Genomic DNA, 20,692 nt, shown 5'->3' on the forward strand with positions numbered 1-20,692 from the left:
ACCTCCGTTGCGATCTTGACGCTGTACGTGAGCGTTCCACAGACCCGGCGATGTCGCGACGGGAGACGTCAGCACACCCCCTGACCTGCGTCGACGGACTACAGGACGCGTGCGCCCCGCTCCAGGCGCACCACCACGCCGGCGCCGGCGATGGACTCCTCGTCGTGCGTCACGCACGCCACCGCGGCGCCGCGCGCGGCCTCGGCGGCCAGCATCTCGCGGGTGCGCTCGCGGCTGTCGGCGTCCAGCCCGGCGGCCGGTTCGTCGAGCAGGAAGATCCTCGCCTGCCGGGCGATTCCCTGCGCCAGTAGCGCCCTTTGGCGCTGGCCGCCGGACAGGGCCGAGAACGGCCGCGCCGCCAGGTCCGCCAGCTGCACGCGCTCCAGTGCGTCCTGAACCTGAAGACGCCGCTGAGCTCGCGTCGGGCGGGTGGCCCGGGGTGCGCGGGCGTTCCACGTGCCCATCGTCACCACGTCGCGCACGGTCAGCGGCAGGGCGTCGGGGGCGGCCGGACGCTGCACGACCAGGGCCACCTGCCCGGCCCGCTCCACCGAGCCGGCCCCGGGCGTGCGCACCCCGGCGAGGATCTCGACCAGCGTCGACTTGCCCGCCCCGTTGGGACCGGCGATCGCGGTCAGCGTGCCCCAGCCCAGGTCGATGTCGACGCCGTGCAGCACCGGCACGTCGTCGTAGGAGAAGTGCAGGTTGCGGGCACGGACGGCGGTCTCAGCGGGCTCAGCGTTCACGGGCCCAGCTTAAACGAAATTGAGAACGATTATCATTCATGTGTAAGGTGCGGATCGTGCAGTGGTTGACCGATCCGTTCAGCGTGAGCTTCGTCCTGCGTGCCCTCGTCGGAGGTGCGCTCGTCGCGGTGATCTGCGGCGTTGTCGGAACCTGGGTGGTGATCCGCGGAATGGCCTTCCTGGGCGAGGCGATCGGCCACGGCATGCTGCCCGGGGTCGCCCTGGCCACCGTGGCCGGCGCCCCCGTCATGCTCGGTGGCGCGATCAGCGCGATCACCATGAGCGCGCTCATCGGTGTGCTGCAACGCCGCGGCCGCCTGTCCTACGACACCAGCATCGGGCTGCTGTTCGTGGGCATGCTCTCGCTGGGCGTCATCATCGTGTCGCACTCGCGCAGCTTCGCCACCGACGCCACCGCCATGCTGTTCGGCGACATCCTCGCCATCGACGGCCACGACCTCGTAACCCTCATCATCGTCACCGTTTTCGCCACCTCGGTCGCCGTGGTGATGCACCGCAACTTCGTCGCCCTGGCCTTCGACGCCCGCATCGCCCAGACCCTCGGGCTGCGCCCGCACCTCGCGCAGCTGGCGCTGGTCGGCCTCGTCACCCTGGCCGTGGTCTCCTCGTTCCAGGCCGTCGGCAGCCTGCTGGTGGTCGGGCTCCTGCTCGCCCCCGCCGTCGCCGCCGGCCCATGGACCACCACGATCCCCGCCCGCATGCTCCTGGCCATCGCCTTCGGCGTGCTGTCGGTGGCCACCGGGCTGCTGTGCTCCTGGTACGCCGAAACCGCCGCCGGCGCCTCGATCGCGGCCACCGCGATCGTCCTCGCCGCCGCGTCCGGAACCCTCGCCCCCCTGCGACGCGGAAACAAAGTCCCCGAGCGGCGTCCCCGCACCGAACCCGTCGCGCTCGACTCGTGAACCAGAAAGTGACGATGCACCAGCGAATTCCACCGGCTCCGACCATCACGGCCCTGGCCACCGCCGCCCTGCTCGCCCTGGCCGGCTGCGCCACGGCGTCCACCCCCGAAACCCCGGCGTCACAAGCGTCCTCAACGCAGGCACACGGTGCGATCGAGGGAGCGAGTGAGGTCGCCGAGCCGCAACTGCACCTGGTCTCCCTCGACGCGAGCGGGCAGGTGTCCCTGCTCGACCTGCTGGAGGGAACCGAAACCGCGCTGGACGCCGTCGAACCCGCCGATCAGGTCACCACCGACGGCCGCTACGTGTTCGCCGCCGACGCCTCCGGCGTGAGCATCCTCGACAGCGGCGTGTGGACCTGGGACCACGTCGACCACTTCCACTACTACCGTTCCGGGGCAACGACTCTCGGGCGCCTGGACGGCGACGGCATTGCCAGTGTCGCCACCGGCATGCTGTCCACCGCCGGCACCACGGGCGTGTTCTTCCCCGGCTCCGGCGACGCCGTCCTGCTCGACAACCAGGCCCTGTCGGACGGCGAGATCACCGAGACCCTGCGCGTGACCGGCACTCCGCACGACGGCCTGGCCGCGCCGCTGGGCGAGGGCGCGGTCGTCAGCCGTAGTGACGACGGAACCTCCGCCACGCGGCTCGACGCCGTCGGCGCCGACGGCTCGACGATCACCTCGATCGCCTGCCCGCACGCCTCCGGCACCATCACCACCCGCCTCGCCCTGGTGATCGGCTGCTCGGACGGCGCGGTCCTGGCCACCTTCGAGGGCGAGAACCCGGTGCTGGAACGGGTTCCGTACCCCTCCGGAGACGACGCCCCGGCCACCGTCTTCGCCGCGCGCAAGGGACGCCCGACCGTCGCCGGCATCGGTGACGGCCAGGGCATCTGGCTGCTGGACACCCGCGAGCGCAGCTGGGACCGGCTGGAGACCACCACCGGCGTGGTCGCGGCCGCCGCCGTGGACGACGCCGGCGAGCACGTCGTCGCGATCGGGGAGGACGGCACCGTGCAGGTCTACGACGCCGGGACCGGCGAGCAGCTCGCCGTCACCGAACCGCTGCTGGCCACCAGCCTCGCCGACCCGGACCTGGCCGGCGGCGTGAGCGTCACGGTGGACGCCCAGCGCGCCTACGTGAACGCCGCCGCCGAGGGCGTGGTGTACGAGATCGACTACGCCGACCAGGCCCGCGTGGCACGCACGCTCACCATGCCCACCGTTCCTGTTCATCTCGCGGAGACCGGACGATGAAACCCTTCCGGATCACGGTTCTCGTCGCGGCCGCCGCGCTCGGGCTGGCCGGGTGCACCCAGACGACGGACAGCAAGGGCCCACGGGTCGTCGTCACCACGAACATCCTCGGCGATGTGGTGGAGGAGGTGCTGGGGGAGCAGGCCGAGGTGACCACGCTGATGCAGCCGGACGCCGACCCGCACTCCTTCGAGATCTCCGCCCGGCAGGCGGCGGCCATGGACGACGCGGACCTGGTCGTCTCCAACGGACTCGGCCTGGAGGAGGGCCTCCAGCAGCACCTGGACCGGGCCTCGGCCGCCGGTGCGCCCACGCTCGTGGCCGGTGACGTCATCGACGTCGTCCCCTATGCCTCCGGCGACGCCGAAGGCAGTCCCGACCCGCACTTCTGGACCGACCCGGCCGCCATGATCGACGTCGTCGACGCCCTGGAGGCCTCCGCGGCCGGCATCGACGGCATCGACACCACCCTCCTGGCCGACAGCGCCGACACCTACCGCCAGCAGCTGGCCGACCTCGACACCGAGATGACCACCGCGTTCGCGGCGATCCCCGCCGACCGCCGCGCGCTCGTCACCAATCATCACGTGTTCGGTTACCTCGCCGAACGTTTCGGATTCCAGATCGTCGGCGCCGTGATCCCCGGCGGCACCACCCTGGCCGCCCCCAGTGCGGCCGACCTGCGCGACCTCACCGCCGCCATCGAAAAGTCTGGCGTGCCGGCGATCTTCGCCGAGTCGTCCCAGCCCGACCGGCTCGTGCAGGTCCTCGCCGACGAGGCCGACGTCGACGTCGACGTGATCGAGCTGTTCACCGAGTCCCTCACCGCCGCCGACGGCGACGCCCCCACCTACCTCGACCTGATGCGCGCGAACACCGAGCGTATCGCTCGCGGTCTGAGTCCCTGAAAACCGTTCCGACAGAGAGAGAAACACCGCACATGAGATCCCCCCGCAACACCCGCCGTGCGGCCCTGGCGGCCCTGGTCGGCATCACCCTGATCACCACCGCCTGCGGATCCGACGCTCAGGATGCTGAACCGGCCTCCACCGCAAGTTCTTCCACCAATCCCGAGGGACGCGTGGCCGTCTCCTACGAGGGCGGCGTCGCCGTGCTCGACGCGGCCACCCTCGACGTGGTGCAGCAGTTCGGCACCGAGGAGTTCACCCGGCTGAACGCCGCCGGTGACGGCAGGCACGTGCTCGTCACCACCTCCGCCGGATTCCAGCTGCTCGACACCGTCGCCCCCGAGCTGACCGCCCTCACCTACCCCGCCACCACGGCCGGGCACGTGGTGCGGCACGCCGGCAAGACCGTCCTGTTCGACGACGGCACCGGCACCACCACCATCGTCGAGACCTCCGAGCTGGCCACGGCCACCGGCACGCTGCCCGAGGCGACGACCTACACCTCGAAGACGCCGCACCACGGCGTGTCCATCCAGCTGGAAGACGGCACGCTGCTGACCACCGTCGGCGACGAGACCACCCGCACCGGCGCCCTGGCCCTCGAACCCCAGGGCGAGGACTGGAAGCAGATCGCCTCCGACAGCTCGTGCCCCGGCATCCACGGTGAGGGCACCGCCGCCGGCGAGGCCGTGATCTTCGGCTGTGAGGACGGCGCCCTGCTGTTCCACGACGGCGAGTTCGAGAAGTTCACCGCCCCCGACGAATACGGTCGCATGGGCAACGCCTTCGTCTCGGAGACCAGCCCGATCGTGGTCGGCGACTACAAGAACGACCCCGACGCCGAGGGCTACCTGCTCGACGCCGTCACCCTGATCGACACCGAGCGGGGCGACTACCAGGTCGTGCAGCTGCCGGAGGATGTGCAGTACACGTTCCGGGACGTCGCCCGCGGCCCGGACGACCTGGCCTACATCCTGGCCACCGACGGCGCCATCCACGTGCTCGATCCCGAAAGTGGCGAGCTGGTCGAGGAATTCCCGGTCGTCGATGCCTGGGAAGGCCCGGCCGAGTGGCAGGACCCGCACCCGGCCATCGTCGCCGACGGCGACATCGCCTACGTCACCGAGCCCGCCGAGAAGGCCGTGCACGCGGTGGACCTGACCACCGGCGAGGTCACCGCCTCGGTCACCCTCGACCAGGTGCCCAACGAGATCGCGGCCACGCTCGGCGCGCACTGAGGTTCCGGACGCACCGAGGTTCCGGGCGCACCGAGGTCCTCGGGCACCTGCTGAGTCCCTGAACCACGAGGGCCCGCAGCACCGTTGTGCTGCGGGCCCTTTCGGATGCGGTGAGGTTACGCCGAGGCCTTCAGTGCCCGCTCCAGAATCCAGGCGTAGACCATCGCCTCGTCCTTCCAGGAGTCGTAACGCCCCGACGGCCCACCGTGACCGGCGCCCATCTCGACCTTCATCACCACCTGGTTCGGCCCGGTGTTGTGCTCACGCAGCTTCTGCACCCACTTGGCCGGCTCCCAGTAACTCACCCGCGGGTCGTTCAGGCCCGCGGTGACCAGGATCGAGGGGTACGCGGCGTCCACCACGTTGTCGTAGGGGGAGTAGCTCTTCAGCACCGGATAGAACTTCTCCTCCTCCGGGTTGCCCCACTCCTCGTACTCGTGCACCGTCAGCGGCAGCGACGGGTCGAGCATGGTGGTGAGCACGTCGACGAACGGCACCTCCGCGATCACCCCGGCGAACAGGTCGGGCCGCAGGTTCGTCACCGCGCCCATCAGCAGCCCGCCCGCACTGCCGCCCCGGGCGATCAGGGACGACGGGGAGGTGTAGCCCTCGTTCACCAGATGCTCGGCCACGGCCACGAAATCGCTGAACGTGTTGGGCTTCTTCTCGAACTTGCCGTCTTCGTACCACAGCCGGCCCAGGTCACCGCCGCCGCGCACGTGCGCGATCGCGAACACGAAACCCCGGTCGAGCAGGCTCAGGCGGAACGACGAGAAGTACGGGTCGGTCGAGATCTCGTAGGCGCCGTAGCCGTACAGCAGCGCCGGCCCGCCGGCCTTGGCCCGGTCGGCCCGGTACACCAGCGACACCGGCACCTCGACCCCGTCGGCCGCCTTCGCCCACACCCGCTCCGTGGTGTATGCCGAGGGGTCGTAGTCGCCCAGCACCGGCTGCTGCTTCAGCAGCGTGCGCTCACCGGTGCGCAGGTCGTACTCGTACACCGAGCGCGGCGTGACCAGCGACGTGTACGCGTAACGCACCACGTGCGTGTCGAACTCGGCGTTGCCGCTGGCCCCGGCGGTGTACACGGTCTCGGGCTGCTCCATCACCGAGTGCGTGCCGGTGGCCAGCTCGTACAGCGCGATGCGCGCGGTGCCCTCGGCCCGCTCGGACAGGATCAGGTGCCCGGCCATCGTCTCGGCACCGTCGAGCTTCACGTCGGGCCGGTGCGCGATCACCTCGCTCCAGTGCTCGCGCCGGGTGCTGCCCACCGGCGTGACCATCAGCCGGAAGTTCGGCGCGTCCTCGTTGGTGAGCACGTAGAACTCGTCGCGCCCGGCGTCCTGGTAGTGCGACAGGTGGTACTCGACGCCCTGCACCCGCGGCTCGAACACGGTGAACTCGCCGTACGGGTCGTCGGCGCGCAGCACCCAGCTCTCCGAGGTCAGCGAGCTGCCCAGCGAGATGACCAGGTACTCCTCGCTCTTGGAGCCGCCGATGCCGACGAAGAACCGCTCGTCGTCCTCCTGGAACACCTTGACGTCGGCGTCGGCGGGGGTGCCGAGCACGTGCCGCCACACCTGGTGGGGACGCTTGGCCTCGTCCTGGCGCGTGTAGAACAGCACGCTGCCGTCACGGCTCCAGGTGGCGCCGTAGTAGACGCCCTCGATCACGTCGTCGAGGTCGGTGCCGGTGGCGAGGTCACGCACCCGCAGGGTGAAGGTCTCGCTGCCGGTGAGGTCGGTGGAGTAGGCCAGCCGGTCGCCGGCCGCCGAGACGGAGAACGCGCCGAGGGAGAAGAACTCGGCGTCGCCGGCCACCTCGTTCTGGTCGAGCAGCACCACCTCGTCGGGGCCGGGCGCGCCGTCGACGTCGGCCTTGCGGCAGCTGATGCCGTACTGGCGGCCCTCCTCGGTGCGGCTGTAGTACCACCAGCCGTGCCGGCGCACCGGCACCGACAGGTCGGTCTCCTGGATGCGGGAGCGGAACTCCTCGAACAGCTCCTGCTGGAGGCCGTCGGTGCCCTCGAGGTACTGCCCGAGGTAGGCGTTCTCCGCCTCGAGCAGCGCGATGACCTCAGGGTCGGTCTTCTCCCGCAGCCAGTGCCAGTCGTCGGTGCGGTCGTCGCCGTGCTTGCTGAGAACGGTCGGGCGCTTGGGCGCCACCGGGGCGCTGCTCTTGTCGGTGGGAGTCACGGCATCAGCTTGCCGCACGGGTCCGACATTCTTCGACGGACTCCGCTACCGGCTAAACGGGAGTGCTACTTGACGGCACCCCGGACCACCCCGGAGATCACCCAGCGCTGGCTGAACACGTAGACCACGAACAGCGGGGCCATGGCCATCAGGTAGCTGGCGAACGCCACCGGGTAGTTGGTCTGGAACTGCGACTGGAACACGTACTGCACCAGCGGCAGGGTGGCCGAGCCCGGGTCGGACAGGATGACCAGCGGCAGCAGGAAGTCGTTCCACGCCCACAGGCAGGTCAGGATGCCGACGGTGGCGTTCATCGGGGTCAGCAGCGGGAAGATGACCCGCCAGAAGGTGATCCAGGTGGAGGCGCCGTCGATCGCCGCGGCCTCCTCCAGCTCCCGGGGGATGGAGTTGATGTAGGCGGTGAAGACGAAGATGTTGAACGCCAGCCCGTACACCACGTACAGCACGATCAGCCCGGCCCGGTTGTCCAGGTGCAGGATCGCGGTCTGCTTGGCCACCGGCAGCATGATGATCGGGAACGGCACGAACAGCGCCGACACGAAGTAGAGGTACAGGCCGCGGAAGAACCGGCGGTCCATGTTGCGGGCGATCGCGTAGGCCACCATCGAGTTGGTCAGCAGCGTCAGCACCACCGCTCCCACGGTGATCACCGCGCTGTTCAGCGCGGCCTTCGGGAAGCCGGTCAGCCTCCAGGCATCGGCGAAGTTGGCCCAGTGCAGGCCGTCGGGCAGCGCGAACCCGGTGCCGCCCAGCTGATCGGGGGTCTTGAACGCGGTGACCACCGCGAAGTACAGCGGGATCAGGACGGTCAGCGAGAGCACCACCAGCAGGGCGGTCAGCCACCAGTTCACCCGTACGGTGCGCATCAGACGCTCGTCTCCCGCTTCTGAAGGAACCGCAGCTGCACGATCGAGAGAGTGACGATGACGACGAAGAAGACCACCGAGTTCGCGCTCTGGTAGCCGTATTCGCCGCCCTGGAAGCCGCCCTTGTAGATCAGCAGGGCCACCGACTCGGTGTCGGTGCCGGGCCCGCCCCCGGTCAGCGCCACGATGTGGTCGAAGATCTGGAGGAAGCTCTTCAGCGACAGCACCATGTTGATGGTGAAGAACCCGGCGATCATCGGGAACGTGATGCTGCGGAACTGCCGCCAGGGCGAGGCGCCGTCGATGGCCGAGGCCTCGTACAGGTCGACCGGAACGGTCTGGAGCCCGGCGATGTAGATGATGATGTTGAACGCCGCGGCCTGCCAGACCGCCAGGATCACGATGCCCAGCCAGGCGGTGGAGGAGTCGGTCAGCAGCGACGTGGACAGCCGTCCGATGCCGAGCCTCTCGCCCAGCGCCGGCAGGGAGTTGGAGAACAGGTAGTTGAAGATGTACCCGACGATGAGGATCGCCAGGATGTTCGGCACGAAGTAGATCCCGCGCAGCGTGGTGCGCCAGGCGATCCGGGAGTTCAGCCAGACCGCGATCGTCAGCGAGACCACGTTGACGGCCACCGTCGACACCCCGGCGATCAGGAACGTGAACCAGTAGGCGTGCAGCACCCGCGGGTCGCCGAACAGCGCCACGTAGTTGCGCAGGCCCACCAGCTCGAAGGGGCCGTAGCCGGGGGAGTCGGTGAAGCTGTAGAAGACGCCCTGGAGCACCGGGACCGTGTGGAAGACGAAGAAGATCAGCACGGCCGGCACGACCATCACGTAGTACGGGCCACGCCGGCTCACGCGATCACCGCGCCCAGGCCCCAGGTGCGCCGCGCCGCCACCTTGTCCCAGTCCTCGTCCAGGTCACGCAGGAACGCCCGCTCGTCCCCACTGATCAGGAAGCTCTGCAACAGCGGGCCCAGCGGGATCGCCGGGATGAACTGGTGATCGGTGAACCCGACGATGCGCCCGGACTCGATGTACTCACTCACCCCGGCCAGGGCCGGGTCGTCGTTGCTCAGCCCTTCCAGCGTCGGCACCGCGACCTGGGCCCGGCAGTACTCCTCCATCACCGGCCTGCGCATCAGGAAACGCAGGAACCGGTCCACCTCCGCCGGGTGATCACCCTGGCGGGAGGCGGCCAGCACCACGTCCACCCCCGACACCAGCGTGGTGCGGGCCGGATCCTCGGTGGCCGGCAGGGCCATGCTGCCGATCGTGAAATCCGGCTTCCCGAACCGGATCTGCGGCACCGCATAGCTGCCCAGCAGCAGCATCGCCGACTCACCGCGGGCGAACGCGGCCGTGCCGTCCTCGTACCCCTTCGACAGCGGGTCCGGCTGCGTGTACTCGAACAACCGCGCCAGCTGTGCCGCCGTGCTCGCCCACCCCCGCGCGAACGTCGTGCCGTCGCGAAACCGCTGCTCGAAGAAGTCATCCGGCTGCAACTGCGCCGACAGCGGCGCCAGCGGCGACTGCGCCGTCCAGCTGTCCGCCAGCATCCCGTAGAACGGCGTCACCCCGGCGTCCCGGAACGTTCTCGCCGCCGCGATCAGCTCGCTGAACGTGCGCGGCACCGCCACCCCGTGCTCCTCGAACAGGTCCACGTTGTAGAGCAGCCCGCTGGCGTTCGCCGCGAACGGCACCCCGTTGACCTCACCCGGCCCACCCCGGCCGAGGGTGGCGATCACGTCGAGATAGGAACGGTTGACCCCCTCCAGCACCGGGTCACCGGTGAGGTCCCGGAAGATCCGCGCGCTGGCGAACTCCCCGAACGTGCCGTTGCCGTTGAGCGTCATCACGTCCGGCACGTCGTTCTTCACCAGCCGCGTGCGCAGCGCGGTCTCCGGGTCGGCCGGGTTGTCCACCACCACCCGCACGTCCGGGTTCTGCGCCTCGAAGCGCGCCGCCAGCGTCCGGAAGTACTCCTGCGCCTCACCCTTGAACTGGAAGAACGTGATCGTGGTGCGCCCGTCACCGGCGCAGGCCGACAGGCCCGCGGCCAGCAGCAGCGCCACGGCCAGCAGGGTGATGACGCGCCGTGGCGGGTTCCGTCGTGGTAGCAACGCTGCTCCCCGATCGCAGAAGAAGGTTCTCCCCGAACGGACACAATCACGGCATCCCGCCCGCCGACAAGACCGGAAACGACGGACGGTGATCGCCCTGGCACACACAGGCAAGGCGCGGCGGCCTGTGAGAACCCTGGGCAGAAGTTGCCACAACCCGCCCACGTGACAGCGTCTAAGGGTCATGAACGCGATGCATGGCGGCGGCCCGGGCGACGAGTACCCGGACTTCGACCTCGACCAGCCGGCCGGTGACGACGGCGACGCCCAGGTCAGAGCCCTGTTCCGGGACGGCCTGCGGCCCCGGCCGGGCACCGCGCCGGCCGTGCCCGACCTACGGGGGATCGAGCGCCGGGCGAAACAACGCCACCGGCGTCACCAGGCCATGGCCTCCGGCGCCGTGACCGCGGCCGCCGCCCTCGCCGCCGTGCTCGTGGTGGTCTCCCCCTGGTCGGGCGGGGGCACCGGCCAGGGCGTACCCGCCTCGCCCTCACCGCACTACCTCCCCACCCCCTCGGCCACCACCGGCCTCGACACCAGCGTCCCCGACGTCACCCGGGCGTCCCTGATCCACGCCGCCGACCTCGGCGCCACCGACGGCGACCTCGGCATCCTGCCGGAGAACGCGACCTTCGCCGCCACCGGTGACCCCGAGAACCTCTCCGGCGAAAAGGTCGTCGAAGGGATCTGTGTCGACGACACGCTCACCGTGAACGCCCCCGAGCGGGCCTGGCAGCAGATGTGGGAGTCGCAGGACGACAGCGTCCCGCCCCGCTACGCGGTGACCGAGACCGTTCTGCAATGGCCCGGCGACCCCGACGAGGCCTCCTGGATGGCCGAGGAACTGCGCTCGCAGCTGGCCGACTGCGAGAAGGGCCCGGGCCTGGAGGGCCGCGGCGTCACCCACGAGGTCGACCTGGGGGACGCGACCACGACCGCCCCGACGATGGTCACCACCGCCGCGGACGGGCAGGGCGGAGCGCTGGCCCAGGCCGTGACCGTGTGGGGCGACACCGTGATCGTCATCGACTTCCAGGGCGCCGGCGAGGCTCTGGGGGACAGTTCGGGCGACCCGGAGGCCCCGGCCGGCAACAGCACGCTGACCATGGCCGCGATCGCCGTGACCCGGCTGGCCGGCCAGGACCCCGGCGGCCCGCCGTTCGCCTCGCCCCTGTGGGCGAACGCCGGCAGCGAGGTCGAGAAGTGAGGCGCCCCTGGCAGGAACCCGGTCTCGAGAAGGCGCCCGGCTTCGAGGCTTTCGTGCGTGAGCGCTCGCCCCGGCTGCTGTCCGTCGCCCGCGGCCTGACGAAGTCCAGCGCGGACGCCGAGGACCTGGTGCAGGACGTGCTGGCCAGGGTATTGCTGAAGTGGGACACCGTCAGCCGCGCCGACGACATCAACGCCTACGTCAACCGGATGCTGGTGAACGGGGCGACCTCGTTATGGCGGCGCGGTTTCCAGCGCGAGTCGCCGACCGACAGCACGCTTCTGGGCGAGAAACCGGTGGACGACGAGAGCACCGCCCTGGCCGAGCGCGACGTGCTGCTGCGGGCCCTGGCCACGCTCAAGCCCAAACACCGGGCCGTGCTGGTGCTGCGTTACTACGAGGGCCTCAACGACCACGAGATCGCCGAGACCCTGGGCATGGCGCACGCCACCGTGCGTAGCAACGCCGCCCGCGGCCTGGCGGCACTGCGAAAGGCGGGGCTGCTGGACGGAACCCGTGTTTAGGTAACGCTTGTGCGCCTCGTCCAGACCACCGGCTGATCCGGGCTGCACCGGTGTGGCCGGCGCACGCCATGACGCCGGGACGATCCCGCCTGTCCAGCCTGCCGGGCTGATCCCAGTGCTTACTTCACCGCCTGGTGGGCCGGTGACGGGTGTCTCTCGTTGAACAGGAGGTCGTGGCCCTGCTGCACGCTGCCGTCGTCGTCGGTCCAGCAGTCGTAGCGGTCGTCGACGCCCCAGGTGGTGTAGGAAACGCAGGTGGGTGAGTCCAGGCAGGTGGCCAGCATGTCGGCGTACTGCTGCGCCTGGGGGGGGGTATGTTCCTTCGTCGTCGGTGACGTCGTCCTCGGAGATGCGCACGTGCAGACCGGTCTCGTCGACGTTGCTGAAGTCGCGAAATAGCTAGGGTGATCCGTCCTACGGCAAGGTGTGATGCCGGGTCGGCAGCGGGGAAAGTCCGGTCACTGGAGGAAGCGTTCTTGTGGGTGATAAGCCAAACGGGTCCGGGCCCGACCCGATTCAGCAAAAGATCCACGATGGCGTGGCAGCCCGAGGGTGGAGCTGGATCTGGGTCTTTGACCCCGCTGAGGAGCGACCTGCCTTTGCCTACAGTATCGGGTTCGGTTCCAACTTTGATCATCCCGAAGTGATCGTTGCCGGGCTTCCGGAGGAGACTTCGCAAAACGTTCTGAGCTCGGTCAGGGACATGCTCGCCGAAGGCATAACCTATGGAGACGGTGACGTCTCGGGCGATATCCTTCAAGGATTGGATGTGCAGTTCAGGGCAATTCCACAAGACCTTTTGAGCTCTGTCCTGGCGCAGGCCTCCGAATTCTACGGTGGCAGGTCGTTCACGGCGCTTCAGCTCGTGTGGCCCGACCGGGACGGAAATTTTCCGGGGGAAGAACATGCGCCGGTCTGGCTTGGTGAACGACAGGCTCTCTCGCCGTAGCTCCGGGACATAGCAGGGTCATCGGGTGGATGACTCGGGCATTGGGCCGGGGATGCGACTTTCGACGAGGACCGCAGCCAGATCCGCACCGGCTCTCGGGCAATCCGAACTCCAGATCAAAGATCAAGCCCTGCGATATTCCTCTACTAAAACCGTATCTTAACGCCGCACCACATGGGCGATCACCACCTGAATCTTCGTGGCAAAGGCAAGGTCGTCAACGAGTACCGACGCGTTCACTGATTCTCGCGATGCGCGAATCCTCATTCTCACGTCATCATTCGGATCATGAATGACGATGCGCCCGGATTCGAATTTTAGTTCTTCAGAAAATAACGTCAATGGCAAGGGTGATGGCGGCAATTCTTGCCATACCTCGCATTCAATCCAGCCCTGCGAACCCGTCTGAACGCCGAAGATGACAGAGCTTCCGATCTTGAACCAGTTGGCCTGATCTGGATCCCATTCGGAACATCATCATCTGCCAGCGCATCGCTAAGCACGAGTCAGCCGTGTTCGACCCTCGCACGAAATCCGACTAACGAACTAGCCATTGAAGGCTCCTTTCCGGGTCTTTTCGCGTACCCTGGCGCAACTTCACCTTAGGAACGAGTTTGAATGCGTGCTGATGGCCTGGCCTGTCACTCGCCGCGTCATCAGGGGCAGGTGGCCGCGCTCGCACCCGTCGTGCCTGCCCGTGTGTCAGCTTGCGCGCGTGCGGAAGGTGCGGCGGTAGGCCAGCGGCGAGACCCCGATCGCCGCGTGCAGGTGCTGGCGCAACGACGTGCCGGTGGCGAAGCCGACCTGCCCGGCGATCTCGTCGACGGGCAGGTCGCTGGCCTCCAGCAGGTGCCGGGCGCGGGACAGGCGCTGCTGGATGATCCAGCGGCCGGGGCTCATGCCCACCTCGTCGCTGAACCGGCGGGCGAACGTGCGTGGGCTCATCCGGGCCCGCTGCGCCAGGTCCGCCACGGCCAGCGGCTCGTCCAGGTGGGCGAGCATCCACTGCCGGGTGGCCGACGTGCCGTCCTGCGGCCGCTCGGGCACCGGGTTCTCGATGTACTGGGCCTGCCCGCCCTCACGCCACGGCGGCACCACGCACCGCCGGGCCGCGGCGTTGGCGACGGCGCTGCCGTGGTCACGGCGCAGCAGGTGCAGGAACAGGTCGACGCCGGCGGCGGCACCGGCCGAGGTGAGGATGTCGCCGTCGTCGACGAACAGCACGTCGGGGTTCAGGTCGACCTGGGGATACAGCGCCCGGAACCGCTCGGCCGCCTGCCAGTGCGTGGTGGCCCGGCGCCCGTCCAGCAGACCTGCCGAAGCCAGCACGAAGGCCCCGGTGCACACCGACACCAGCCGGGTGCCGGGCCGGATCCGCGCCAGCGCCGCCGGAAGCCCCGGCGGCATCCACTCGGCCGGGCTCCCGTCCATTTGCGGGCAAGGGCTGAACGGCGCGATCACCACGGTCCCGGCGTCTTCCAGCGCCTCCGGGCCGTGATCGACCGCGATCCGGAAATCGGCGTCCGAGCGCACCGGCCGGCCGTCGACCGTGCACGTGACCACCTCGTACAGACCATCGGTCGCGCCGAAGATCCGGCTCGGCATGCCCAGCTCGAACGGGTACACACCATCCAGTGCGAGGACGACGACACGGTGCGGGCCGGGCATGAGGACGCTCCAGGGGCTGACGGCAGGACGGGGCAGGATTGGCAGGATCTCATCGGTGGGTGGCCATCATGCCATTGTCGCTACCTGCCCCGCCGTCCCAGACTTCAGGCATGAGCCAGAGCCCCACCATGCGAGCCGTCACCCAGGAAACCTTCGGTGCCCCGGACGTTCGTGCCCGCTGACCTGCCCCGCCCGGTGCCCGGCCTCAGCGAGATCCTGGTGCGCGTGCACGCCGCCGGCCTCAACGCCACCGACTGGAAGCACCGTGCCGGCGTACCCCGGATGACCACACCCGTGCCGGTACTCGGCTGGGACGTCTCCGGCACCGTCGAGGCCGTCGGTCCCGGCGTCACCCTGTTCACCCCGGGGGACGAGGTGTTCGGCATGCTGCCCTACCCGCACGGCGCCGGGGCCTATGCCCAGTACGCCAAGGCCACCGCCCGTTCCTTCACCCACAAGCCGGCCGGCCTCGACCACGTGCACGCCGCTGCCCTGCCGCTCGCCGCGCTGACCGCCCACCAGGCCCTCGTCGACACCGCCCACCTGCGCCCCGGCCAGCGGGTCCTGATCCACGCCGCGGCCGGCGGGGTCGGGCACCTGGCCGTGCAGATCGCCAAGGCCCACGGTGCCCACGTCATCGGCACCGCCGGCGCCGCCAAGCACGACCTGCTGCGCGAGCTCGGCGCCGACGAGCTGATCGACTACCGCACCACCGATTTCGCCGAGAAACTGCGGGACGTCGATGTCGTGCTCGACACCCAGGGCGGCGACGTCCGCACCCGCTCGCTGAGCGTGCTGCGGGAGGGCGGCACCCTGATCTCCCTGGTGTTCGGCGCCGAGCGGGCCGCCGAGGCCGCGCGGGCCGCCACCCGGGGCCTGCGGCTGGAGGGCCTGGTCGTCGAGGCCGACCAGGCCGGCATGCGGGCGATCGCCGACCTCGCCGCGAGCGGGAAACTGCGCCCCCACATCGACGCGACCTACCCCCTCGAGCAGGCGTCCCGCGCTCACGCCCACGGCGAGACCGGCCACACCACCGGCAAAATCGTGCTCACCGTGCCCTGACCGAGCGCTGCCCTGACCGAGCCGTGTCGCCGCACCGCGCCGTGTCCTGATCCCAGCGGCACGGCCGGTGCGGCCTGTCAGCCCGCCGCGCCCCGCCGCACCAGATCGGCCAGCACCGTCAGCGGCAGTGCCCCGTGCCCGAGCACGATGCCGTGGAAGGTGGTCAGGTCCAGGCCCGAGGACTCGCGCAGGCGCAGGATCTCCTGGCGTCCGGTGGCGTAGCCGAGGGCCTGGCCCGGCCAGCCGATGTACCGCACGATCTCCTGGCGGATCTCGCTCTCGGTGGCCGTGGTGTTCTCCCGCATGTACGCCTCGGCCCGCGAGCGGGACCAGCCGAAGGCGTGCATGCCGGTGTCGACCACCAGCCGGGCCGCGCGCAGCGCCGACAGCGACAGCATGCCCAGCAGCTGGAGGTCGTCGGAGTACAGGCCCAGGTCGTCGGCCAGCCGCTCCGCGTACAGGCCCCAGCCCTCGGTGAACGCGCCCAGCTCGGTGTCGATGTGCCGCCGCCAGCGCGGGATCTCGAGCTGCTGCATGGCCGCGATCTGGAGGTGGTGGCCGGGCACCGACTCGTGGAAGGTCAGGGCCTCGCAGTCGTAGCGCGGGGTCTGCGCGGCGCCGGCGGTGCTCAGGAAGAACGCACCCGGCCGGGAACCGTCGAGCGCGGCGGGCCGGTAGTAGGCGGTGGCCGCGCCCTCGGCGTCGGCGCCGCTGATCGACTCGATCGTGCACGGCGGGATCGGGCCGTGCCCGAACGCCCGGCCCGCGGCTGCCTCGGCAGTGGTCAGCGCGGTGCGGCAGCGGTCGATCATGTCCTGCGCCGAGGTGTAGCGCAGCGCCGGGTCCTCCCGCAGCCGCGCGGCGATGGCCGGCAGCTCGGTGAGCCCGAGCGCCCGTCCGCCGATCTCGGCCCAGCGCCCGCGCAGCTCGTCGATCAGCTCCAGGCCCAGCTGGTGCAGTTCACCGGCCGTGCGCGTGGTGGTGGTGTGCCGGCGCACGGCGTCGGCGTAGCCGGCCTCACCGTCGTCCACAAATTTTATGCCCACGTGCTCGTCGTCACGGGCGCCGGCCAGCAGCACCCGGTGCGTCAGCGCCAGCTCCTCCAGCGCCGGGCGGATCCGCTCGCGCAGCAGGTCGGCCGCCTGTTCCTGCAACCGGGCACCGGCCGGCGAACCGGTCGGGTCCAGCAGCGCGTCCACGTCGGCGTCCACCGACAGCGACGCCGTGATCTGCGCGATCGCCTGCTCCAGCCCGGCCCGCGTGGACGGCCGCCCGCGCGCCGCCTCATCCCGCCCCCGCGCGGCCAGCGCCCGCAGGACCGCGGGAATGCCCTCCAGCCGGGCCAGGTAGCGTTCCGCGCCCTCGTCGTCCGTGATCGTCATCGCCGGGACCGCCTGGAAGATCAGGCCCTGCCGGGACACGTAGCCGCCGCCCGAGACGCTGGCCGCCCACAGCGCGTGGGTGGCGTCGCCGTGCGCGCCGGAGACCAGCTCGGTCAGCACGGCGTGGTCGACCCGCTGCTCGTCGCTCAGCTGCGCCGTGTCGAGAACCGCCAGCTCGCCGAGGATTCCGGCGAAGGTGGCGGCCGCCGCGTCACCGGCCGCGATGCTCGGGTCGCCGGCCAGGTGGTCGAACTCCGACAGCCCCAGCAGCGTGGAGTTGAACGGCTCCAGGGTGTGCTGGGTGCGGAAGTAGCGCTCGCCGAGGGCGTCCAGCTGCTGCGCCGCGGGAGTCACGAGCGCTCCGCGAAGGTGTCGGTGGCGGTGATCAGCGCGTCCAGGATGCTCGGCTCGTCGTAGGCGTGCCCGGCGTCTTCGAGCAGGACGAACTCGGCGTGCGGCAGCGCCTGGTGCAGGTCCCAGGCGGTGGTGGCGGGGGTGCAGATGTCGTAGCGGCCCTGCACGATCACCGTCGGGATGCCGGCCAGGCGGGGTGCGTCGGCGATCAGCTGGCCGGGCGTGAACCAGCCGTCGTGCCGGAAGTAGTGGTTCTCGATGCGGGCGAAAGCCGTTGCCCCCAGCGGCTCCTGGGCCGCCTCGATGAGGTCGGGGCGGGGCTGCACGGTGAGGTTGGAGAACTCCCAGGTGGCCCAGGCCACCGCGGCGCGCTGGTGCACGGCCGGGTCCTCGTCGAACAGCAGCTTGGCGTAGTTGTCGATCAGATGCCCCGGCACACGGTCGTTCTCGGGCAGCGCCCCGATGAAACCGGCCCACGAGTCCGGCGCGATGTTGGCGGCCGGGCCCTCGTAGAACCACTCCAGCTCACTGCGGCGCAGCGTGAAGATGCCGCGCAGCACCAGCTCGCTGACCCGGTCCGGATGCTTCTGCGCGTAGGCCAGCGCCAGCGCCGAGCCCCACGACCCGCCGAACACCTGCCAGGTGCCGATTCCCCGCTCCTGCCGCAGCAGTTCCAGGTCGGCGACCAGGTGCCAGGTGGTGTTCGCGGACATGTCCACGGCCGGGTCGCTCGCGTGCGGCAGGCTGCGCCCGCAGCCGCGCTGGTCGATCAGCAGGATGCGGTAGCGGGACGGGTCGAACAGCCGCCGGTGCCGGGCCGAGGCGCCGCCGCCCGGACCGCCGTGCAGGAACACCACCGGCTTGCCGTGCGGGTTGCCGCACTCCTCCCAGTAGACCGAGTGCCCGTCACCGGCCTCCAGCATGCCGCTGGCGTGGGGTTCGATCGGGGGGTACAGCTCGCGCACGGTGGTCCTCTCGCAGGGTTCTGACGGGCCCGGTCAGGATAGGCCGCGCGTTTTTCACCGCAGCGGCAGCACCCAGAACAGCCCCTCGATCCGCGCCGCCACCGAGGCCTCGCGGCTGACCCGGTACACCCCGGCCTCCAGCACGGGAAGGTGCAGCTGCCAGGCCGCGCCGCCCGGGTCGGCGGTGACGTCGCTGTCGATCGTGAGCACGGTGTCGGAGGGCACCATCACCCACCGATCGCCCTCGTACCGTTCCACCCGGGCCCGGGTGGTGTACTCGCCGACGTCGCGGTCCGGGTCGAAGTCGCCCGAGCGCGGGTCGCGGCGTCGCGTGTCGAACGCCAGCCGCCCCTCCTGCCCGGCCGGCAGCACCCCGCCGCCGCCGAACACGATCCCGGTCGCGGGCCGGGGCAGGGTGCGGGCCGCCTCGCCGCCGACCTGCACGATGCCGCTCGCCCCACCCAGCACCACCCGGTACCAGCCGGCGTCCACCCCCTCCAGGCGCGTCCACACCGGCGCCGCGAAACCGCCCGGCGGCGCGGTGAACGCGACCATCGGCACGATCACGTCCTCGTCCAGGGGGAACAGCCGGCCGGCCGGGGCGTCCGGGCCGATGCCGGTGGTCAGCCGCCGGTGGTCCGACCAGTGCGAGCCGTCCCAGCGCTGGAGCGTGCCGGCCACCCCGGTGCTGCGGTCCTCACCGGTGGGATTGACCAGGATCAGCGCCACCTCGGCACCCACCGGCACCGACGACGGGCTGACCGCCACGTGCGCCCGGCCGGGTTCACCGGCCGGTGGCGGCGCCACGACCTCCGAGCTGCCCGTGCCCTCCGCGTCCGACATCGTGCTCCCTCCTCGCCACGGCCCGATCACCACGGTCACGATGGCCACGATCGCGGTCACCGCCATCGCTGTCGACAGGAGCTGACGCCCCTGCCCGTCGTCCGGCTCGTACATCGGGTGTGCCATGTCCGCTCGCCCCCTCGCGCTCGCACAGACTTCGACGTGCAGGGACGCCCGGACGTTCCGGTGAGCCCGCAAAGCGATCGCGGCCCGGGCCCCTGATCAGGGGCCCGGGCCGCGATCGCGCGGTGGGGTGCGGTGGATCAGCCCACGGGCACCGGCTCGTCGGCGGAGTCGCGAGGAGCCGGGACGACGGAGGCGCCAGAGGCGGGCGGCGCCTGCATCGCCTCGGTCAGGTGCTGGAGGGTGGAGGCCACCAGCTGGGCCAGGGCGAACCGGTCCAGGTCGGCCACGGCCAGGTCGAACTGGGTGGACAGGCGCTGACCGCGCTCGTGGTAGAACACCGGGTGCCGGCGCGGGGACGACCCGCTCACCTTGCGGTCACGCCACTGGAGGGCGGCGGCCGCGTCGACCGGGCCCATGAAACCGGCCTTCTCGCCCGGGTCCTGGAGGTAGGGGGCCAGGTAGGGCAGCCCGCTCTGCTCCAGGTTGTCCACCAGCGCCTGGTACGACAGGGCCCCGGCGATCCGCAGCGCCACCTCGTGCGCCTCGGTGACGGCCTCACCGGCCGGCACGTCGGTGCCCGAGGCGTCGACGCACGCGCGCAGCACCCAGTGCGCCGGGTGGTCGGCCGTGGCCTGCTCCAGGCAGTGCACGTCCACCCCGGCCCACACGGGCCCGGAGTAGTCGTCCGGGCGCAGGCGCGCGACGAACGTGGGACGCCCTCCGGCGTGCGTCTCGGACCGCACCTCGAAGTCGCAGCCGGGAATGTCGAGCAGGAGCTGCTCGATGTTCTCGGTGACCCGGCGGGTCAGCACGTCCGGGGCGAACCAGCCGGAGATCTGCGCCAGCGGCTCGTCGGCCTGCTCGTTCCAGGTGCGCAGCGTGCCGGTGATCTGGCGGGCCAGCCACCCGACGTCGGGCCGTTCCTCCCAGACCGCGAACACGTCGATGAGCGAGAGCATCCGCCACGGCGACGGGGCCCGGCGCTCGCGCCGGTCCAGGGCGACCAGGAACAGCGACGCCGAGGGAAAGGCCTGCTGGTAGCGGGCCAGTTGCTGGCGCTGGGGCCCGGCCGAGTCCTTCAGCTGGAGCACAGCCACGGGGGCGTCGTCGCCGTCGCGGATCAGCAGGTCGACCCGGCCGTCACCGGCCAGGTGCTCACGGTGGACGGTGTGCCCACCGGCCGGCAGTTCGAGCAGCTGCGTCAGCGGGTCCGGGTCGTGCGAGAACAGGAAGGCCAGCAGATCGCTGATCGTGTTCTCGTCCCGCAGGATCCGCCCGGTCTGGACGTCGAACGCTTCCACGTGTCTCCCATTGGCTCGTCTGACTGG

At 70.5% G+C, this 20,692-nt stretch carries 18 protein-coding genes and 1 pseudogene; 8 read left to right on the forward strand and 11 right to left on the reverse strand.

Annotated elements, in window-relative coordinates; all coding sequences use genetic code 11:
* Positions 1 to 98: 98 nt before the first annotated feature.
* Complete coding sequence (aztA, locus tag KIH74_RS04860; protein WP_214154544.1) at positions 99 to 746, reverse strand: zinc ABC transporter ATP-binding protein AztA; 648 nt, start codon at positions 744 to 746, stop codon at positions 99 to 101.
* 38 nt (positions 747 to 784) lie between these two features.
* Between aztA and aztB the strand changes: the two genes are divergently transcribed.
* Genes aztB through aztD form a run of 4 tightly spaced genes read left to right on the forward strand, consistent with a single transcriptional unit; the run spans position 785 to position 5,077 of the window.
* Positions 785 to 1,669 carry a zinc ABC transporter permease AztB gene (aztB, locus tag KIH74_RS04865; protein ID WP_372491998.1) on the forward strand — a complete coding sequence of 295 codons (885 nt, stop codon included), beginning with the start codon at positions 785 to 787 and terminating at the stop codon, positions 1,667 to 1,669.
* Positions 1,670 to 1,683: 14 nt separating this feature from the next.
* Positions 1,684 to 2,931 (forward strand): hypothetical protein, encoded by a 1,248-nt coding sequence (locus KIH74_RS04870; RefSeq protein ID WP_214154546.1) that lies wholly within the window; start codon positions 1,684 to 1,686, stop codon positions 2,929 to 2,931.
* On the forward strand, positions 2,928 to 3,839 hold the full coding sequence (aztC, locus tag KIH74_RS04875; protein ID WP_214154547.1) for a zinc ABC transporter substrate-binding protein AztC: 912 nt from the start codon (positions 2,928 to 2,930) through the stop codon (positions 3,837 to 3,839). The genes KIH74_RS04870 and aztC overlap by 4 nt, the downstream gene beginning before the upstream one ends.
* Before the next feature lie 32 nt (positions 3,840 to 3,871).
* A complete protein-coding gene (aztD, locus tag KIH74_RS04880; RefSeq protein ID WP_214154548.1) occupies positions 3,872 to 5,077 on the forward strand; it encodes a zinc metallochaperone AztD in 1,206 nt (401 codons plus the stop codon).
* Between the two features lie 116 nt (positions 5,078 to 5,193).
* On the opposite strand, the gene KIH74_RS38360 is transcribed toward aztD, so the two are convergent.
* From KIH74_RS38360 to KIH74_RS04900, 4 genes are all read right to left on the reverse strand, one after another.
* A complete protein-coding gene (locus KIH74_RS38360) occupies positions 5,194 to 7,272 on the reverse strand; it encodes a S9 family peptidase (RefSeq protein WP_214154549.1) in 2,079 nt (692 codons plus the stop codon).
* 65 nt (positions 7,273 to 7,337) lie between these two features.
* Positions 7,338 to 8,159, reverse strand: a complete 822-nt coding sequence (locus KIH74_RS04890) for a carbohydrate ABC transporter permease (protein ID WP_214154550.1) — start codon at positions 8,157 to 8,159, stop codon at positions 7,338 to 7,340.
* The gene (locus KIH74_RS04895; protein ID WP_246571647.1) at positions 8,159 to 8,992 is read right to left on the reverse strand and encodes a carbohydrate ABC transporter permease; all 834 of its coding nucleotides are present in this window, start codon (positions 8,990 to 8,992) and stop codon (positions 8,159 to 8,161) included. Before KIH74_RS04895 ends, KIH74_RS04890 begins: the two co-directional genes overlap by 1 nt.
* Positions 8,993 to 9,015: 23 nt before the next feature.
* Entirely contained in the window at positions 9,016 to 10,284 is a 1,269-nt protein-coding gene (locus KIH74_RS04900) for an ABC transporter substrate-binding protein (protein ID WP_214154552.1), read from the reverse strand.
* Positions 10,285 to 10,468: 184 nt separating this feature from the next.
* Between KIH74_RS04900 and KIH74_RS35855 the strand changes: the two genes are divergently transcribed.
* Positions 10,469 to 11,491 carry a hypothetical protein gene (locus tag KIH74_RS35855; RefSeq protein WP_246571539.1) on the forward strand — a complete coding sequence of 341 codons (1,023 nt, stop codon included), beginning with the start codon at positions 10,469 to 10,471 and terminating at the stop codon, positions 11,489 to 11,491.
* Entirely contained in the window at positions 11,488 to 12,015 is a 528-nt protein-coding gene (locus KIH74_RS35860) for a SigE family RNA polymerase sigma factor (protein ID WP_308113596.1), read from the forward strand. Before KIH74_RS35855 ends, KIH74_RS35860 begins: the two co-directional genes overlap by 4 nt.
* Positions 12,016 to 12,134: 119 nt before the next feature.
* On the opposite strand, the gene KIH74_RS39135 is transcribed toward KIH74_RS35860, so the two are convergent.
* Positions 12,135 to 12,299, reverse strand: coding sequence for a hypothetical protein (locus tag KIH74_RS39135; protein ID WP_214155007.1), 165 nt, complete (start codon positions 12,297 to 12,299; stop codon positions 12,135 to 12,137).
* A 194-nt stretch (positions 12,300 to 12,493) separates the two neighbouring features.
* Between KIH74_RS39135 and KIH74_RS04915 the strand changes: the two genes are divergently transcribed.
* Complete coding sequence (locus KIH74_RS04915) at positions 12,494 to 12,964, forward strand: DUF4262 domain-containing protein (protein ID WP_214154553.1); 471 nt, start codon at positions 12,494 to 12,496, stop codon at positions 12,962 to 12,964.
* Positions 12,965 to 13,666: 702 nt separating this feature from the next.
* Here KIH74_RS04915 and KIH74_RS04920 read toward each other — a convergent pair.
* The gene (locus tag KIH74_RS04920) at positions 13,667 to 14,632 is read right to left on the reverse strand and encodes a GlxA family transcriptional regulator (RefSeq protein WP_214154554.1); all 966 of its coding nucleotides are present in this window, start codon (positions 14,630 to 14,632) and stop codon (positions 13,667 to 13,669) included.
* A gap of 128 nt (positions 14,633 to 14,760) precedes the next feature.
* On the opposite strand from KIH74_RS04920, the pseudogene KIH74_RS04925 reads away from it, so the two are divergent.
* Positions 14,761 to 15,694 (forward strand): annotated as a pseudogene (locus tag KIH74_RS04925) (NADP-dependent oxidoreductase).
* A 77-nt stretch (positions 15,695 to 15,771) separates the two neighbouring features.
* Here the strand turns inward: KIH74_RS04925 and KIH74_RS04930 are convergent.
* From KIH74_RS04930 to KIH74_RS04945, 4 genes are all read right to left on the reverse strand, one after another.
* The gene (locus KIH74_RS04930) at positions 15,772 to 17,430 is read right to left on the reverse strand and encodes a DUF885 domain-containing protein (protein WP_214154556.1); all 1,659 of its coding nucleotides are present in this window, start codon (positions 17,428 to 17,430) and stop codon (positions 15,772 to 15,774) included.
* Positions 17,427 to 18,395 carry a prolyl aminopeptidase gene (pip, locus tag KIH74_RS04935; RefSeq protein WP_214154557.1) on the reverse strand — a complete coding sequence of 323 codons (969 nt, stop codon included), beginning with the start codon at positions 18,393 to 18,395 and terminating at the stop codon, positions 17,427 to 17,429. Before pip ends, KIH74_RS04930 begins: the two co-directional genes overlap by 4 nt.
* A 54-nt stretch (positions 18,396 to 18,449) precedes the next feature.
* Positions 18,450 to 19,364, reverse strand: a complete 915-nt coding sequence (locus tag KIH74_RS04940) for a hypothetical protein (protein WP_214154558.1) — start codon at positions 19,362 to 19,364, stop codon at positions 18,450 to 18,452.
* A 137-nt stretch (positions 19,365 to 19,501) separates the two neighbouring features.
* A complete protein-coding gene (locus KIH74_RS04945) occupies positions 19,502 to 20,665 on the reverse strand; it encodes a PDDEXK family nuclease (protein ID WP_214154559.1) in 1,164 nt (387 codons plus the stop codon).
* Positions 20,666 to 20,692 lie beyond the last annotated feature (27 nt).

It is taken from the genome of Kineosporia corallincola, from assembly GCF_018499875.1.
Taxonomy (GTDB): domain Bacteria; phylum Actinomycetota; class Actinomycetes; order Actinomycetales; family Kineosporiaceae; genus Kineosporia; species Kineosporia corallincola.